The sequence below is a fragment of the Bacillus salacetis genome (genome assembly GCF_049177075.1).
Classification (GTDB): domain Bacteria; phylum Bacillota; class Bacilli; order Bacillales; family Bacillaceae_B; genus Rossellomorea; species Rossellomorea salacetis_A.
Genome location: NZ_CP185377.1, coordinates 47382 through 65432 on the forward strand (window position 1 = coordinate 47382; position 18051 = coordinate 65432).

The window sequence follows — 18051 nt, forward strand, 5'->3', positions numbered from 1 at the left end:
ATAAGGGTCTTTAGTGTTCAATCCAGAACGGGTTTGCTACACTTGAATGGAAACGACTTTCCAAAAGGAGTTAGCTATGACAAAACATATGGATGAGAAATTATTTCAAGCAATGATTGATAATATAGAGACTCTGGCTGATCAATGGTTAAAGATGAGGCAGAAAAGGCCTAACTCCATATATTCTTCTGATGCTGATGAAAAGTATGAGGCGCTTTTGAGGGAGCAGAATGCCTTAACGACAAAAACAATTGCCAGCTCGTTACTGGAGGATAAAGAACAATATCAGCAAAACCGTGAGCAATGGGCAGCCATGGTAGCGAAGAGCCGGGCAGACCTTGGCACCCCAATTTATGAAGTACTGGAAGCTGTCCATCAATTCCGGACGGTCATTATGGATTTCCTGGATACATTTGTGGAGGAACAGGAAAATGACATCACCAAGCAGCAGATCCTGAAGTGGAATCATTCGATTCATTCTGCATTCGATCTTTTAATCCAGGAATTTTCCAAAATGTATTATCATATCACCAGGGAACGGATGAAAGCTCAGTATGAACTAATTGCAGAATTAGGCGCACCGATTATTCCTGTGGGAGACACAATCGCTGTCCTGCCGCTGATAGGGGAGATTGATACTGAACGGGCAACAAGGATAATGGAAACCGTGCCAGCCAAATGTATAGAGAAACAAGTGGACAAGCTATGCATTGACCTTTCGGGTGTACCTGTTGTCGATACCATGGTTGCACAGCAGATTTACTCCATCATTCAGGCGTTATCCCTCCTGGGCATTAAAACAGCCCTGTCCGGCATCAGCCCGGAAGTAGCGATGACATCTGTCCAGCTCGGCTTCGACTTAAAAGACATCAAGACCTTTAACACATTACAGCAAGCTCTGCAGAAAATGGGCCGGAAGATAGAAGCTTAACTTGAAGGATGAAATCTCTTATGATTTCATCCTATTTCTTTGAATAGAGAATATTTTAAAATACAAATAATACAAACAAGGATTGATTGGAGCGGAGGGGACACGACCTCCTGCGGGAATAGCGGGATAGGTGAGACCCCGTAGGCGCAGTCGAGGAGGCCAATCCAGCTCCAGCGGCCAGAACCTAGCAGATTTCGGTCTCTCTTCTTGCGATAAGTCAACATCAACTCACTTTGTTCGTTGTGTTTCCTTTATCTCATCCGAGATTCCTCCAATCTGTACGGTGCTAAACGGCCGCTTCCGCTTTTTAATTCACCGCCCGCCCCGCGGAGTCGTGGTCCTGGAGCGGAAATCACAACAATAACAAAAAGTCCCCTGAGAACACACCTTTTAAAAAGTGTCTGTTCTCAGGGGACTTTTATTTATCTATTATTTTTCAAGTTGGAAAGAGTCCTGGATTTCCTTGATGATCTTTTCTGCACCTTCACGGCTTAAGATCAATTTGCCATCAGCCAACTTAATGTTGTCTTCAGATACTTCACCAGTCACATGGCAAGTCATGCTTGGCTTATATTTTTTCAAGATGATTCTCTCATCATCCACATAAATTTCCAAAGAATCCTTTTCAGCAATTCCTAAAGTACGGCGTAATTCAATTGGAATTACCACACGTCCAAGTTCATCGACCTTACGTACAATACCAGTTGATTTCATTATTAATATCTCCTCTCGAAAAAATGCTATATTTGAATTCGTCATTTTTCGACATATTTTTGATTATGAATCTATAATAACAGCGATTCCAAAATCCGTCAATAATAAAAATTGTAAATTTTTATATTTTGACTATCGAAATAATGTTGATTTTAAAGGGTTTTTGCGAGGAGCCTTATAATAAAATTCCCAATTTATTATTATTATCTGAAAACAAACTTGAGTTAACCAATGTCGAATTATAGGTTAACACTTTTGATGTTTTCGACAAAAAACGACAAAGTTTATAATCCTATGTCGAATGTGTGGGAGGGATGTCCTCAGTTAGTTGCAGAATCAACTTATTTTAGGTATATTTTGAGGATACAAGAGGTTATGATGTATTTATTACAGCGCTTAAAATAACAGTTTCTTCTCCTCCTCTAATGAAGATTGGAAGGGGAAATTGTGAGTCTAATAAAACACATATTGAAATGAAAAGGGAGGAACAGAGAAATGAAGGAAAAGCTAAAAACCTTCTATCTAACAACGCCAATTTATTATCCTAGTGGAAATTTACATATCGGACATGCCTACACAACAGTGGCAGGAGATGCCATGGCCCGTTATAAAAGAATGCGCGGATATGATGTAATGTATTTGACAGGTACGGACGAACATGGCCAGAAAATCCAGAGAAAAGCAGAAGAGAGCGGAATTACACCGCAACAATATGTGGATGACATTGTTTCTGGCATCCAAGACTTATGGAAGAAGCTTGATATTTCTTATGATGATTTTATCCGCACAACGGAAAAACGCCATAAAGATATTGTTGAAAAGATTTTCAGCCGCTTGCTTGAACAGGGAGATATCTATCTGGATCAATATGAAGGCTGGTATTGCACTCCATGTGAATCTTTCTTTACTGAGCGCCAGCTTGAAAACGGAAACTGCCCTGACTGCGGCCGTCCGGTAGAAAAAGTTAAAGAAGAATCTTACTTCTTTAAAATGAGTAAATACGCCGACCGCTTGGTGGAGTATTATAATGAAAATCCTGAGTTTATCCAGCCGGAATCCCGTAAGAATGAAATGATTAACAACTTCATTAAACCAGGACTGGAAGATCTCGCTGTTTCCAGAACTACATTCGATTGGGGTGTAAAGGTCCCTGGAGATCCCAAGCATGTCATCTATGTATGGATCGATGCTCTTTCCAACTATATTACGGCACTTGGATACGGAACAGAGGATGACACGAAATATCTTAAGTACTGGCCGGCGGATGTTCATTTGGTCGGGAAAGAAATCGTCCGCTTCCATACAATCTACTGGCCGATTATGTTAATGGCCCTGGATCTTCCTCTGCCGAAGAAAGTCTTTGCTCATGGCTGGTTATTAATGAAAGATGGAAAAATGTCGAAATCCAAAGGAAATGTAGTTGATCCTGTAACTCTTATTGATCGTTACGGATTGGATGCCCTGCGTTATTACTTGTTACGTGAAGTTCCTTTCGGATCTGACGGTGTTTTCACTCCGGAGGGGTTTGTCGAAAGAATCAACTTTGACCTGGCAAATGATCTGGGTAACCTGCTGAACCGTACAGTAGCAATGATCAATAAGTATTTTGATGGTGAAATTCCACAATACAAAGGATCAGAGGGACAGTTTGATAAAGAGCTCCTTTCGGTTAATAAAGAAACGGTTGCTCAATATGAAGAAGCAATGGAAAATATGGAGTTCTCAGTGGCATTATCGAACTTATGGCAGCTGATCAGCCGTACCAACAAGTATATCGATGAAACACAGCCATGGGTCCTGGCAAAAGAAGAAGAGCAAAAAGATGAATTAGGAAATGTCATGGTCCATTTGGCGGAAACGCTTCGCCGTGCTGCGGTGATGCTGCAGCCATTCCTGACAAGGACTCCTGAGAAAATCTTTGAACAACTGAATGTGAATCAGGAAGAATTGACAAGCTGGGAAAGCCTTGAAGAGTTCGGCATGATTCCTGCCGGGACACATGTGATGAAGAAAGGCGAGCCGATCTTCCCTAGACTCGATATTTCCGAAGAGGTTGAGTACATCCAGGAAAAGATGCGCGGCACTGCATCTCAACCAAAAGAAGAAGAGAAACAAGAAGAAAAGGCACCGGAATCCGAGGAAATCACAATTGATGATTTCATGAAGGTGGATTTCCGAGTGGCGACCGTAACACATGCAGAGCCAGTAAAAAAAGCGGATAAACTTCTAAAGATCCAGCTTGACCTCGGCTATGAAAAACGCCAGGTAGTATCCGGAATTGCGAAATTCTACAAGCCGGAAGAGCTCGTCGGAAAGAAAGTAATCTGTGTAACGAACCTCAAACCAGTTAAACTTCGTGGAGAATTGTCTCAAGGAATGATTCTTGCCGGGGAAAAAGATGGGGTACTCTCATTGGCAAGTGTGGATGAATCATTGGCAAACGGAGCAAAAGTAAAATAAAACCTTAATAGAGAGAGTGTTCCACGTGAAACACTCTCTTTAATTTTCCATAAAATGTTTAATGGGTTTTTAACAGGGTAACAATAAACCTGCATTGAGTTGTGAAATTCTATATTTTAAACAGGCTTTTAAAAATAGAATGGTTCTTATAATAAAATGTGTTTCTTGATTGAAGCGAAAGGTGCACGACCTCCTGCGGGAATAGCGGGACAGGTGAGACCCCGCAGGCGCAGCCGAGGAGGCTCACTGCCCGCCCCGCGGAGTCGTGCACCTGTAGCGGAAATCAAGTTGCGCACTTATTTTAAGGGATTAAAAAGTATGTAATGACTCATAACTATTTCTATTTGTTAGGAAAACGTTACATAAGTGAGAAGCTTGTCATAGAAGAATATTATAAAATATTACTATCAAAAGGAGTCATATTATGTTGTTTGATACCCATGTCCATTTGAATGCTGATCAATTCAGCGAAGATTTAGAAGAAGTCATAAAGAGGGCTCAGAATGAGGGAGTCGAAAATATGGTCGTTGTCGGCTTTGACCGTCCGACCATCAATAAGGCCATGGAGCTCGTCGAGAAATATGATTTTCTTTATGCGGCCATAGGCTGGCACCCGGTAGATGCCATTGATATGACGGATGAAGACTTAAACTGGATAGAAGAACTGTCATCTCATCCGAAAGTGGTCGCCATAGGCGAAACTGGATTGGATTACCACTGGGATAAGTCGCCAAAGGACATACAGCAGGAAGTGTTCCGCAAACAGATCAGGCTGGCTAAGAAAGTCAAGCTGCCGATTGTTATACATAACCGAGAAGCAACACAGGATATTGTGGATATCTTACAGGAAGAAGATGCAAAGGAAGTCGGCGGAATCATGCATTGCTTCAGCGGAAGCCCGGAGACAGCCCGTGTCTGCCTGGATATGAATTTTCTCATTTCCTTGGGAGGGCCCGTGACCTTCAAAAATGCGAAGAAGCCGAAGGAAGTAGCGGAGGAGGTCCCTCTTGAAAAGCTCTTGATCGAAACGGACTGCCCGTATCTTGCACCCCATCCTTACCGCGGAAAGCGGAATGAACCATCTTATGTGAAATTGGTTGCTGAGCAGATTGCAGAACTTAAAGGCATCTCATTTGAAGAAGTAGCAGAGAAAACAACCATGAATGCAAAAAAAATATTCGGCATAAATTGATAAATCAATTTGTCGAGTTTTGGTAAAGCTTGTCCCGCAAGTGTGGAAAAATCTAATGTTCTACATTTCTCATCTCTTTCATAGGATAACCTTGTCGAGAAGTTATCCTTCCCTTTTGGTTTGAGGTTTTGGCATAATGGCGATATGTTCCCAAAATTGCTAGACTCAAAACTAAGGGGGTTAGGCTTGACAAGTGTGTTACTAGTCTAATATAATCACTCCGAGAAAAGGAGGCGTTTTTCATGAGTGAAGAAAACATGAAAAACCTGTTTTCCAAGTCGATGAAAAAAAGGAAATGGGCCATTCTGACCGTAAGTATAGTAGCTTTTGCGGCAGTTTTCGGGTACCTTCTGTTCGAGGGGACAAAGAAGTCGGTCGCGCTGACTTTGAATGGCGAAGAAAAAGAAATTAGGACACACGCAAATACGATACATGATATTTTGCAAGATTTAAAGATTCCTTTGCAATCAGAAGACTATTTGTATCCTACAAGATCGACCGAGGTTACAAATAACATGAAAGTGGTTTGGGAACCGGCAAAACAGGTAGAAATTAAGGTTGGAAGTGAAACCAAGAAGGTCTGGACGACAGCTAAGACAGTCAAGGAGCTGCTGGCTGATCAAAAGATCGAGGTTGGTGAACATGACAAGGTGAATGTCAGCCTTGATGAAAAGGTAACAGAAAAAACAAAAGTTGAGATTGCACCTGCATTCCCTATAAAACTTGTTGATGGGGGAAATGAAAAGGATGCATGGTCAACTTCGACTACGGTCGCTGACTTTTTAAAGCAACAAGGAATCACACTAGCGGAAGAAGACCGAGTGGAACCCAATTTAGACAGCACTGTTAAAGCAAATGATGTCATAAATGTCGTTCGAGTTGAAAAAGTCACCGATGTAGTGGAAGAACCGAAAGAATTTGCTGTTGTAACCCGGAAGGACTCCGACCTTATAAAAGGCAAAGAAGAAGTTGTTCAAGCTGGACAGCAGGGATTGATCGAGAAGAAGTTTGAAGTCGTGAAGGAAAACGGCAAAGAGGTTTCCCGCAAGCTGATCAGTGAAGAAACAGTTAAAGAAAGCCGGGATAAGATTGTCAATGTTGGTACGAAGGTACTCGTTGCCCAAGTATCACGCGGCAGTTCCTCCAGTTCTGCATCCAGTCCAAGCAGCGGAGGCAAGGAATTCTATGTGAGCTCAACAGCATACACTGGGAACTGTAACGGCTGTTCGGGCGTCACGGCGACTGGAATCAATCTAAGAGCCAATCCTGGTATCAAGGTCATTGCTGTCGACCCTTCTATCATTCCATTGGGAACAAAAGTGTATGTAGAAGGCTATGGATATGCAGTAGCTGCCGATACAGGCGGAGCTATAAGAGGGAACAAGATTGATGTATTCTTCTCTTCTAAATCCGACGCTTATCGCTGGGGAAGAAAACAAGTGAAAATTAAAATCTTAAACTGATAATTTTAAGGGCAGGGGGATTTCCTCCTGCTTTTTTGATTTCCTTTTCTCTTTGACCCAGAAAACGATATAATAAACCTTACAAGCAAAAAGTCTTGTTACTTATTAGACGGATTACATTACAAAAATGTTTCATTTTTTTGGAGGAAATATGAAAATTAAAGAAATCATTGTGGTGGAAGGCAGGGATGATACGACGGCAATACGCCGTGCAGTTGATGCTGACACAATTGAGACGAATGGTTCTGCTGTTTCGAAGGAAACATTATTGAAAATCAAACATGCACAGGAAAAAAGAGGAGTCATTATTTTTACCGACCCTGATTATCCTGGTGAACGAATAAGGAAAATAGTGAGTGATAATATACCCGGCTGCAAGCATGCATTCATATCAAAGCAGGATGCCCTTCCGAAGTACGGCAGGGGAATAGGAGTGGAGCATGCCTCCCCGGCTGCCATACAAGAGGCACTTAAAGAAGCACATATGATAAATGAAGCTTTTGAAGAAGAAATCAGTGTCGACGATCTGATTGATGCAGGTTTGGTTGGAGGTCCGAAGGCAAAGGCTAGAAGAGAACGGCTGGGAGAATTGCTGCGTATTGGATACACCAATGGAAAACAGCTTCATAAAAGATTAAAAATGTTTGAAATCAAGCAAGAGGAGTTTGTTGAAGCAATCAATACCATTTTACAGGAGGAAACAGATGCATAAAGATATTGCGACCCCTATACGGACAAAGGAGATATTGCAGAAGTACGGCTTCTCATTTAAGAAGAGTCTGGGTCAGAACTTCTTGATTGACCCTAATATATTAAGGAATATCACTGAATATGCTGGCTTGACGGAAAAAACAGCAGCCATTGAAATCGGGCCCGGAATCGGAGCGCTGACCGAACATCTGGCCCGGACGGCAGGAAAGGTGCTTGCATTTGAAATTGACCAGAGGCTTCTTCCTATCCTGGCAGATACGCTCTCACCATATAAAAATGTAACGATTGTCAATGAAGATATTTTGAAAGCCAATGTTCAGGAAATGATCGAGAAGGAACTGGATGGATATGAGGATATCATGGTTGTTGCCAATCTTCCATATTATGTAACCACTCCGATCATACTGAAGCTTTTGACAGAAGGACTGCCGATTAAGGGGATCTGCGTAATGCTCCAAAAGGAAGTGGGCGACAGGATAGCGGCCAAACCGGGAACAAAAGAATATGGCTCTCTGTCTATTGCCATTCAGTACTACACGGAAGCAGAGACAGTCATGACAGTGCCGAAGACCGTTTTCATGCCTCAGCCTAATGTTGATTCAGCAGTAATCCGGTTGATGAAGAGAGACAAGCCTGCAGCTGAAGTGGATGATGAGGAATTTTTCTTTAAAGTGACGAGGGCTTCTTTTGCTCAAAGGAGGAAAACGATTTTAAATAACCTGACAAGCCAGCTGCCTGACGGAAAACAAAAAAAGGATGGAATACTTGCCAGCTTGGAAAGAGCAGGGATAGAGCCGGGAAGAAGGGGAGAGACCTTGAGTATTCAAGAGTTCGCCAGTTTGAGCAACGAGCTTCTTCCATTATTTAAATAACAGTAAAAGGACCGGGGGCTTCCCGATCCTTTTTTTCGTTTTATTGCTACTGCCCTTCATGCAGAACATTTGTTGCACTCAAGAAATTGCCATCCGGATCTCTGAATCCAAATCCCCCAAATCCATGGTCTGGGTTGATGTTCAACGGACCGACTTCAACGTTTTTCTCTTTCAGCCAATTATAGAAACCTTCTAAGTCAGCAGTATAGAAATCGATGATTGTGTGCTCAATGCCAGTATTTGAATTATTGAAAGAAATCCGGTCTAATTCTTCTGTTTCAACCATAAATATAGTTGGTACTCCTTTTTTCCTGAATGTCAGCATGGCATTCTTTTCACCCTTAAATTCCACTTCCACACCTATTACTTCTTTATAAAATGGTATGGATTTCTCTAAGCTTCTTACAGGGATCTCTAATGTTGCCACATGGGAAATGAATTCAGACATATCAACGCCCCCTTTTTTATAATCAGTAAACTATTCGATTAAAAATACGGGATTCCTTCAAATGGATAAAAAGTTGTTAATAATACGGCCGGTTACAAGAGAAACGCACCCCTGATGACAAGACACCGATTTTCGGGCAGGTGCATAGGTTACTAAAGGAAGAATTATTTAAAGGATGTACTATCCAATGGAGTTGACGCCAGTGAAATTAGAGGTCAATGCCATCGTCGGCCGGAAATCCCATCAGTGTGACATACTATTTCGAATCATCGACATAATGGAATCGGGCGGCGTTCGAACGGCGATATTATATGGAGAAGATTACAGGCTGGTTGCAGATGCCCCTATTGACGACCTGGAGCTTATTGACCCGCGTGAGCACAAAAGGAGAACCATGGAATTCAGGTCCATGGAACAGCAGTCGCTGGAGCTGTTCAGGCAGGATATCGACCTGCAGAAACAAAAGCAGGAGTATAATGCAACCAATGCTTACCGTGAGGAATACAACTACTTCCAGATACCCGGGAGAGTGCTGCACCTTGATGGAGATCAATCGTACTTGCAGAAATGTCTCGACTTATATGAAAAAATAGGAGTCCCAGTTACAGGCGTGCATTGCAATGAGAAGGAAATGCCTGAGAGGATCGGTAAGTTAGTTGAAAAATACCGCCCGGATATCCTCGTGATCACCGGTCATGATGCGTATACGAAAACCAAGGGCAAGAAATCGGATATAAATGCTTATCGACATTCGCGTTACTTTGTCAATACGGTAAAAGAGGCGAGAAGAAGGGTGCCCCATCTGGATCAGCTTGTCATCTTTGCAGGTGCATGCCAATCCCACTTTGAATCCTTGATCCATGCTGGAGCCAACTTTGCCAGTTCGCCATTACGGGTGAATATCCATGCCTTGGACCCCGTCTATATTGTCGCGAAAATCAGCTTTACCGCATTTACTGAGCCGGTCAATGTCTGGGATATTTTAAGGAACACACTGACAGGTGATAAGGGATTGGGCGGAATTGAAACAAGAGGTGTACTGAGGACAGGAATGCCTTATAAGCCGGTGGAAGATGAATAATCAGCCGTATGAAGCAAATTCATTACGGCTCTTTTTATTAGCCTGTCCTTACATTATCTGAAAATCAGAATCAACTGAATATCCTGGAAGGTGTGTGAATTGAAGGTACCGCGGGTAATATATACAAAAAAGGAAGGAAATGCAGGGGAGAAAATAGTAGGAAAGAAATCAAGGAAATGCAAAAAAATATTCGACAAAAATTCTTATAAAAAGACATACGAAAGCCTGAGAAAGTCACTTACATAATATAAAAGCCGTGAGGGAAAGCTACACTTGTTGAAAAAAAAAGCATTTTGTTGAATGAAAAGCATTGACAGAGATTAAAAGTTATTGATAAAATTATAAATTTATTTGACTTTCGCTACATAAAGTGTTATACTAATTACAGTGAGGTGGAAGCGTAATGCCAAAAACATTAGCCGACATAAAAAAATCCCTTGATTCTAATTTAGGAAAACGCTTGATGCTTAAAGCCAATGGCGGACGTCGCAAAACGATTGAACGTTCTGGTGTGTTAGCAGAGACTTATCCTTCAGTATTCGTCGTTCAATTAGATCAAGAAGAAAATGCGTTTGAAAGAGTTTCTTACAGCTATGCAGATGTACTCACTGATACAGTTGAGTTAACTTTCTATGATGAAGCAGCAGGAGCAATGATCCTTGAGCAGTAAACAACTTTGTTTACTGCTTTTTCATTTGAAATAAAAATGAATTGGCCTGCTGTGTGAGATGAAAGTTTTACATAAGACAGGCGGACACGTTTAAATTGGAATTACATGAAAAAGTCCCCTTGTAAGATTTCACGCCATTTTGCTCATGCTAAACATGCGGCCCTTAAATAAGGAGGAATAGTGATGAGCAGAAGACGAGGCGTGATGTCCGACCGTTTAAAGGAAGAAATCGCAAAAGAACTTGGCTTTTATGATACTGTCCAGCGTGAGGGCTGGGGAGGCATCCGGTCAAAGGATGCCGGCAATATGGTCAAAAGAGCAGTAGAGCTTGCGCAAAAATGAATGGTCAATAATCATTCCTAGATTCCTGAAAGATGCAATTGCTGATTTGCCGCGATAAGAGGATCGGCTCGAAGGAAAAAACGCCTTCAAGCCGATCTTTTTTCTGTACATAACGAAAAAAACTGCATCAAAACATGCGGTTCATGAATTATCTTTAGTATTAAAGGCTAGCATGAAAGTAAACTGTACAAAAAAGTGGGGGTTTTGCAGCATGCGAAAGAAGGAATATGCTAAAATAGTTTCCATAGATATTTCCAAGAAAAGCATAAAAGCGAACGAAAAGGACATTCGACCATCCATTATTCTGTTTTAAGGAAGAATGTTCGTTGAATTGGTTTTTATAAAAGTAGGTGATTTAATTTGAGAACATTAGTAAAGGCGCCAGCTAAAATCAATCTTACTCTTGATGTCCTCCATAAACGCCCGGATGGTTACCATGAGGTCGAGATGATCATGACAACCATTGATTTAGCTGACCGTATTGAATTGAATGAGTTGAAAGAAGACACGATCCAAATATTATCGCACAACCGGTTTGTCCCTGACGATCAGCGCAACCTTGCATATCAGGCTGCTCATTTATTGAAGGAAAGACTTGGGATCAAAAAAGGCGTTTCGATTTCCATAGATAAAGTCATTCCTGTTGCAGCCGGACTGGCAGGCGGGAGCAGTGATGCTGCAGCCACACTCAGAGGGTTGAATGACTTATGGAACTTGGGACTTTCCTTGGACGAACTTGCTGAGATGGGGGCGGAAATTGGATCAGATGTTTCTTTCTGTGTGTATGGAGGGACGGCTTTAGCAAAAGGAAGAGGTGAGAAGATTCAGCACATTAAAGCTCCGCCAAACTGCTGGGTCATTTTAGCCAAGCCGTCGATAGGAGTATCCACCGGGGATGTATACAAGAACCTCAAGCTTGATCAGGTTACCCATCCTGACACAAAAGGAATGCTGTCCGCTCTGGAATATGGTGATTATGACCGTATGTGCGACAGCTTGGGGAATGTCTTGGAGTCGGTGACACTGAAAATGCATCCAGAGGTCCAGCAGATCAAGGAACAAATGGAGCGGTTCGGGGCGGATGCTGTTTTAATGAGCGGAAGCGGCCCTACTGTTTTCGGGCTGGTTCAATATGAATCAAGACTGCCGAGAATTTATAACGGACTTCGCGGATTTTGCGACCAGGTCTTTGCTGTGAGGATGCAAGGAGATCGAAATACGCTTGCCTAAATCCGTATATTAATGTTATATTTAGCTTAAAATATTCGGATTTTGAGGAGGTAGACGATGAAGTGAAATTCAAAAGAAGTGAACGGCTAATTGATATGACACACTATTTGCTTGAACGTCCGCATCAACTAGTGCCTCTAACGTTCTTTTCTGAACGATATAGTTCAGCCAAATCTTCTATCAGTGAAGATCTTGGAATCATCAAGGAGACCTTTGAGACAAGAGGTGTAGGAACTGTCCAAACGGTACCGGGTGCCGCTGGCGGTGTAAGATATATCCCTAAAGTAAGTGTTTCCGATGCCAAGGAAGTCATTGAAGAACTTTGCGGGCACCTTGCAAATCCTGAGAGACTGCTGCCAGGAGGCTATTTATATATGACTGATCTCCTTGGAAATCCCCGGGAGATGGACAAGGTAGGGAAGCTCCTTGCTTCTGCTTTTGCTGACAGTGATATTGATGTGATCATGACGGTTGCCACGAAAGGAATCCCTATTGCCCATGCAATAGCCAGTCACATGAACGTCCCTGTGGTAATCGTGAGAAGGGACAGCAAGGTGACAGAAGGCTCTACTGTGAGCATTAACTATGTTTCAGGGTCCACTAAGAGAATCCAGACGATGGTCCTTTCGAAAAGAAGTTTAAAGGAAGGCTCCAAGGTATTGATAGTTGATGACTTTATGAAAGCAGGGGGAACCGTAAATGGGATGAAGAACCTCCTGGATGAGTTTTCTGCCGAGCTATCGGGAATTGCTGTTCTTGTTGAAGCGGAGAATGCAGACGAACGACTGGTGGATGAATATATCTCCCTGGTGAAATTGTCTGATGTCGATGTAAAAGAAAAGCAGATCAGGGTATCTGAAGGGAATTACTTTCAGGCAAACATTTCATTTTTAGAAACGGGAGGAAATTAATATGAGAAGCGTTTCCACGTCAAAAGCCCCTGCGGCTATCGGACCTTATTCTCAAGGAATTATTGTCAACAACCTATTCTACAGTTCCGGCCAGATTCCATTGACCGCAGAGGGAATAATGGTTGAAGGAACAGTTGAAGAACAGACGCATCAAGTGTTCAAAAATCTTCAAGCTGTACTGGAAGAGGCAGGAGCTTCACTTGAAACTGTAGTGAAAGCAACGGTTTTCATAAAGGACATGAACGACTTTGGTGCAATTAATGAAGTTTATGGCGAGTATTTCAATACTCATAAACCGGCCCGCTCATGTGTAGAAGTGGCAAGACTGCCGAAAGATGCTCTTGTAGAGATTGAGGTCATCGCACTAGTTAAATAATGGACAGATCAGGTAATGCATTAGGCGTTACCTTTTTTCTTTTTATTAGACAATATCCCTTTTGATAGTATTGAGCCGAATTTTTTTACAGGTCATCAAAAATTGGTCCATTTCTTTGATGAATGCACCAAAATTTTTAGAAGTGGATTGAAATCTGGTCGGTTTCATAGAGTATTCAACCAAATTTCTCGTTTAGTGTTAAAAATTTGGTTTATTCCGAAGATAATTGACCAAATTTCTTCTCAAGTCTTCAAGAATTGGTCCATTTCTTCAATTCTTAATAAAAAACAATAATAATCAATCAGGTACTATTCCCTATATATCAAGGTTTAAACTGCCTTTTGATCGAAGATTTCTAAAAAAACGGAAATTTTTCAAAAAATTTTACAAATTAAGAAGGAATTGAAAAGATTTCGTTGAATACATTAAGTAGATTTCATCTAGGGAAAAAGGTGGTGAACACAGTGGAAGTAACAGATGTCAGATTACGCCGTGTGAATACCGATGGTCGAATGAGAGCCATTGCTTCCATTACACTGGACAATGAATTTGTCGTACATGATATTCGTGTAATTGATGGCAACAACGGATTGTTTGTGGCAATGCCAAGCAAACGCACTCCAGATGGGGAATTCCGTGATATCGCTCATCCTATCAATTCAGGTACCCGCGGTAAAATTCAGGAAGCCGTTCTTACAGAATACCATCGTTTAGGTGAGTTGGAAGAAGTGGAACTCGAAGAAGCAGGAAGTGCTTCTTAATAGAATAGTGACAGCAGGAGCCTACTTCTATAGTAAGGCTCTCTTTTTTTTTCCTCATATGATCCCCCTGCACAGCTCCTCTTGTATTTCCCGCTTATGCCAAATGCTGATGATTCAATTTTGTCATCCTTGGTTTGTTCCGCTTAATACCTCCCTAAGCATTGTCAAATATGTGTATTTTATAGAGATTCCTTGAAATATACAGGTTTTTAGGATATATTCGTAATGGAAAAAAGGATAATGGAGGGCCCTATATATATGACAAATAGATATGCCGTGATTTTAGCAGCAGGACAGGGAACCAGAATGAAATCCAAGTTATATAAAGTGTTGCACCCGGTTTGTGATAAGCCGATGGTAGAACATGTCGTTGACCAAATTACCACTCTTGATATAAATAAGACCGTAACAATTGTTGGACATGGGGCTGAGCTTGTCCAGACACACCTCGATGGCAGAAGTGAATTTGCCCTTCAGGCAGAGCAGCTCGGAACGGCCCATGCGGTTATGCAGGCGGAAGATGTACTTGGCGGACTGGAAGGAACGACGCTTGTTGTCTGCGGAGATACCCCGCTTATTAAAGCTGAAACAATGGAAGCGCTTTTAAAGCATCATGATGAGCTGCATGCCAAAGCGACCATCCTGACTGGCAAGCCTGCAGATGCGACTGGCTATGGAAGGATCATCCGCAATGAAGAAGGCTTAGTTGAAAAGATCGTCGAACACAAGGATGCTTCTGAAGAAGAACGCCTTGTAAAGGAAATCAATACAGGCACTTATTGCTTTGATAACAAGGCGCTTTTTGACGCTTTGAAGAAAGTGTCTAATGACAACAGCCAAGGTGAATACTACTTACCAGATGTTATCGAAATCCTGAAAGCAGAGGGAGAAGTCGTCAGTGCTTATCAAACGGATGACTTCGAAGAAACGCTGGGTGTAAATGACCGGGTTGCCCTGTCGCAGGCTGAGCAAATCATGAAGAAACGGATTAACGAAAAGCATATGCGCAATGGTGTTACGATCATTGATACCAATACTACTTACATTGGAGCAGATGTAGAAATCGGCCGTGATACAGTTATTCATCCAGGTTCAGTAATCAAAGGTGATACTGTTATCGGTGAAGATTCCGTCATAGGGCCTCAAACAGAAGTTATAGACTGTAAAATCGGAGATAATACGACGATCAAACAATCAGTCGCCCATGATAGTGAGATTGGTTCTGAAGTGAACATCGGTCCGTTTGCGCATATCCGGCCTCAGTCTCAAGTTATGGATGAAGTCAAGATCGGTAACTTTGTCGAGCTGAAAAAAGTAACGTTCGGAAAAGGCAGCAAAGCCTCTCACCTAAGTTATATCGGAGATGCCGAAGTAGGGGAAGATGTGAATATCGGCTGTGGATCCATTACGGTTAACTATGATGGAAAGAATAAGTACCTGACTAAAATCGAAGATGGCGTTTTCGTCGGCTGTAATTCAAACCTTGTTGCTCCGGTTACCATTGGAAAAGGTGCCTATGTCGCTGCCGGTTCCACGATCACCCAGGATGTACCGGGAGAGTCCCTGTCCATTGCAAGAGCGCGTCAAGTGAATAAAGAGAACTATGTCAATAAATTAAATCTTAACAACAACTAATTTGGAGGTTGCCATGCCTAACAGTTACTCTAATTCTAAATTGAAAATCTTTTCTTTGAATTCAAATCCTGCCCTTGCAGAAGAAATTGCGAAAGAAGTAGGAGTTCCACTTGGTCAATGTACAGTAAAACAATTCAGTGACGGAGAAATCCAAATCAACATTGAAGAAAGTATCCGCGGGTGTGATGTATTCGTCATCCAATCCACGAGTGCTCCTGTTAACGAGAACCTGATGGAGCTGCTGATCATGGTTGACGCCCTTAAGAGAGCATCTGCCAAAACGATCAATATTGTTATGCCTTACTACGGCTACGCAAGACAGGACCGTAAAGCGCGTGCCCGTGAGCCGATCACAGCGAAGCTTGTAGCAAATCTGCTTGAAACTGCCGGTGCTTTCCGTGTTATCACGCTTGATTTGCATGCACCTCAGATTCAAGGTTTCTTTGATATCCTGATCGACCATTTGATGGGTGTACCGATTTTGGGGGATTACTTCCTTGAAAAAGGCTTCAACTCAGAAGATGTCGTGGTTGTCTCTCCAGATCACGGCGGAGTGACCAGAGCCCGTAAATTGGCTGAAAGATTAAAAGCGCCGATTGCGATCATCGATAAGCGCCGTCCTAAACCAAATGTATCAGAAGTCATGAACATCGTTGGTAACATCGATGGAAAGATTGCCATCCTGATTGATGATATCATCGATACAGCTGGTACGATTACCTTGGGAGCTAATGCCCTGGTTGAAAATGGTGCAAAAGAAGTTTACGCTTGCTGTACACATCCGGTTCTTTCCGGCCCTGCAATCGAAAGAATCCAGAATTCAAAAATCAAAGAATTGGTAGTAACAAACTCCATTCCTCTAACTGAGGACAAAATGATTGATAAAATCGAGCAGCTTTCTGTTGCCCCTCTAATCAGCGAAGCCATCATCCGCGTTTACGAGGAACAATCAGTAAGTACATTGTTTGATTGATCATTACCATAAACCAGACGAGACTCTTCGTCTGGTTTTTTTATGTCTTATATTTAAAGGATAAAGGAGAACGATGTCAAATTAATAATAAAAAGGAGTTGATACATTGATATTAAAACCACGAGCTGCCCCAGTAGAACTATTGAAATTAGAAGCGCTGTCGATTAGGACATATGACCACCACCCTGGTAAAGACCAAGTCCTTAGTGAGGTTGCTATGAAAAAGGCAGGCTATCAAGGTGAAGTTAGTTTAAGCTATCCCTTAAGTCTGCTGTCATCAAAAGACTTGTTTATCATTCATGATGTGCGGCTCTTTGATGGGATAAGTTACTTTCAAATAGACACACTCATTATCACTACGAAGTTCATTCTTATAATTGAAGCGAAAAATATCTCGGGCGTTCTTTATTTTGATACTAAGTTTAATCAATTGATCAGGAAGAACGAATTCGGGGAAGAGTCTTTTCCTGACCCCATCCTCCAGGTCAAGAGACATAAACTCCAATTAAGAAATTGGCTGGTACATTACCAATTAACTCATCTGCCTATCGAAACAATTGTCGTTATAAGCAATCCCCGTACGATCATCAAATCCTCTTCAGAAAATATTCGCCATAAAGTTATTCCTGCTGCACAACTTCCATTTCACCTTATAAACCTCCAACAAAAACACACTCGAAAATATCTACAGGACCAGGATGCGCTGGATATTTCAAATCAGATTATTGAAAGGAATACGCCTAGAAATATAGATGTCCTTAGAAAATATGGAATTAAATCTGAGGAATTGATTAGAGGAATCAGATGTCCGCAGTGCAGCAATTTTAAATGCAAGCGTACATTTGGTAATTGGACTTGCAGCCGTTGCGGAGCCGAGTCCAAGGATGCTCACGTCGCTGCCTTGCGTGACTATGCTTTGTTGATCGGGACAGAGGCGGCCAATAATCAAATACGAGATTTTTTGCTGCTGGAATCAAGGTCTGTCGCGAGAAAATTATTATTGAAGATGAATCTTCCCTCCAGTGGAGAAAGGAGGTGGAAAAAGTACTCTCTGACCAGCTTAATAGGTGAAGATTATGGGAATGGCTCATAGAATGGACGAGTTGGCTCAAAGACATGCAAAGTTGGCTCATAGAAATAAAAAACTGGCTTATAGAATGGAGAAGTGGCTCATAGGAGTGCGAAAGTGGCTCATAGACCAGATTTTTCGGAAGGAGCAGAAGAGAAATTCTAAGCAACCTGTTTAATTTTACCTTCTTTAGGGTATTTTCTATAGAGAGA

Annotated in this window: 18 protein-coding genes; 16 read left to right on the plus strand and 2 right to left on the minus strand. The window is 41.9% G+C overall.

The annotated features are described in order from the left end of the window. The first annotated feature begins 76 nt into the window (after positions 1–76). Entirely contained in the window at positions 77–931 is an 855-nt protein-coding gene (locus ACOJQI_RS00250) for an STAS domain-containing protein (RefSeq protein WP_421382513.1), read from the plus strand. Positions 932–1360: 429 nt separating this feature from the next. Here the strand turns inward: ACOJQI_RS00250 and ACOJQI_RS00255 are convergent, their stop codons facing one another. Further along, positions 1361–1645, minus strand: a complete 285-nt coding sequence (locus ACOJQI_RS00255) for an AbrB/MazE/SpoVT family DNA-binding domain-containing protein (RefSeq protein ID WP_421382515.1) — start codon at positions 1643–1645, stop codon at positions 1361–1363. A 495-nt stretch (positions 1646–2140) separates the two neighbouring features. Here ACOJQI_RS00255 and metG point away from each other — a divergent pair, with 495 nt between their 5' ends. From metG to rsmA, 5 genes are all read left to right on the plus strand, one after another. Beyond that, a complete protein-coding gene (gene metG / locus ACOJQI_RS00260) occupies positions 2141–4105 on the plus strand; it encodes a methionine--tRNA ligase (protein WP_421382517.1) in 1965 nt (654 codons plus the stop codon). 424 nt (positions 4106–4529) lie between these two features. Continuing rightward, complete coding sequence (locus ACOJQI_RS00265) at positions 4530–5297, plus strand: TatD family hydrolase (RefSeq protein ID WP_421382519.1); 768 nt, start codon at positions 4530–4532, stop codon at positions 5295–5297. 242 nt (positions 5298–5539) lie between these two features. Beyond that, entirely contained in the window at positions 5540–6760 is a 1221-nt protein-coding gene (locus ACOJQI_RS00270) for a ubiquitin-like domain-containing protein (RefSeq protein ID WP_421382521.1), read from the plus strand. Between the two features lie 151 nt (positions 6761–6911). Then, a complete protein-coding gene (rnmV, locus tag ACOJQI_RS00275; RefSeq protein WP_421382523.1) occupies positions 6912–7472 on the plus strand; it encodes a ribonuclease M5 in 561 nt (186 codons plus the stop codon). Beyond that, positions 7465–8343, plus strand: coding sequence for a 16S rRNA (adenine(1518)-N(6)/adenine(1519)-N(6))-dimethyltransferase RsmA (gene rsmA, locus ACOJQI_RS00280; protein ID WP_421382524.1), 879 nt, complete (start codon positions 7465–7467; stop codon positions 8341–8343). The genes rnmV and rsmA overlap by 8 nt, the downstream gene beginning before the upstream one ends. 46 nt (positions 8344–8389) lie before the next feature. On the opposite strand, the gene ACOJQI_RS00285 is transcribed toward rsmA, so the two are convergent. Continuing rightward, positions 8390–8791, minus strand: coding sequence for a VOC family protein (locus ACOJQI_RS00285; RefSeq protein WP_421382526.1), 402 nt, complete (start codon positions 8789–8791; stop codon positions 8390–8392). A gap of 187 nt (positions 8792–8978) precedes the next feature. On the opposite strand from ACOJQI_RS00285, the gene yabG reads away from it, so the two are divergent. The 10 genes from yabG to ACOJQI_RS00335 all read left to right on the plus strand — a co-directional run bounded on the left by yabG (position 8979) and on the right by ACOJQI_RS00335 (position 17863). Beyond that, on the plus strand, positions 8979–9872 hold the full coding sequence (yabG, locus tag ACOJQI_RS00290) for a sporulation peptidase YabG (RefSeq protein WP_421382528.1): 894 nt from the start codon (positions 8979–8981) through the stop codon (positions 9870–9872). 403 nt (positions 9873–10275) lie between these two features. After that, complete coding sequence (gene veg / locus ACOJQI_RS00295; RefSeq protein ID WP_409252466.1) at positions 10276–10542, plus strand: biofilm formation stimulator Veg; 267 nt, start codon at positions 10276–10278, stop codon at positions 10540–10542. Positions 10543–10725: 183 nt separating this feature from the next. Next, the gene (locus ACOJQI_RS00300; RefSeq protein ID WP_421382531.1) at positions 10726–10884 is read left to right on the plus strand and encodes a small, acid-soluble spore protein, alpha/beta type; all 159 of its coding nucleotides are present in this window, start codon (positions 10726–10728) and stop codon (positions 10882–10884) included. Positions 10885–11244: 360 nt separating this feature from the next. Then, positions 11245–12114, plus strand: a complete 870-nt coding sequence (gene ispE / locus ACOJQI_RS00305) for a 4-(cytidine 5'-diphospho)-2-C-methyl-D-erythritol kinase (protein ID WP_421382533.1) — start codon at positions 11245–11247, stop codon at positions 12112–12114. Positions 12115–12176: 62 nt separating this feature from the next. Continuing rightward, on the plus strand, positions 12177–13025 hold the full coding sequence (purR, locus tag ACOJQI_RS00310) for a pur operon repressor (protein WP_421382535.1): 849 nt from the start codon (positions 12177–12179) through the stop codon (positions 13023–13025). A 1-nt stretch (position 13026) separates the two neighbouring features. Then, positions 13027–13401, plus strand: coding sequence for a 2-iminobutanoate/2-iminopropanoate deaminase (ridA, locus tag ACOJQI_RS00315; RefSeq protein WP_421382537.1), 375 nt, complete (start codon positions 13027–13029; stop codon positions 13399–13401). 464 nt (positions 13402–13865) lie between these two features. Continuing rightward, the gene (gene spoVG, locus ACOJQI_RS00320) at positions 13866–14162 is read left to right on the plus strand and encodes a septation regulator SpoVG (RefSeq protein WP_113928178.1); all 297 of its coding nucleotides are present in this window, start codon (positions 13866–13868) and stop codon (positions 14160–14162) included. 258 nt (positions 14163–14420) lie between these two features. Then, complete coding sequence (gene glmU, locus ACOJQI_RS00325) at positions 14421–15797, plus strand: bifunctional UDP-N-acetylglucosamine diphosphorylase/glucosamine-1-phosphate N-acetyltransferase GlmU (protein ID WP_421382539.1); 1377 nt, start codon at positions 14421–14423, stop codon at positions 15795–15797. Positions 15798–15810: 13 nt separating this feature from the next. Further along, entirely contained in the window at positions 15811–16770 is a 960-nt protein-coding gene (locus ACOJQI_RS00330) for a ribose-phosphate diphosphokinase (protein WP_119548677.1), read from the plus strand. A 106-nt stretch (positions 16771–16876) separates the two neighbouring features. After that, positions 16877–17863 carry an NERD domain-containing protein gene (locus ACOJQI_RS00335; RefSeq protein WP_421382541.1) on the plus strand — a complete coding sequence of 329 codons (987 nt, stop codon included), beginning with the start codon at positions 16877–16879 and terminating at the stop codon, positions 17861–17863. The last annotated feature ends 188 nt before the right edge of the window (positions 17864–18051 follow it).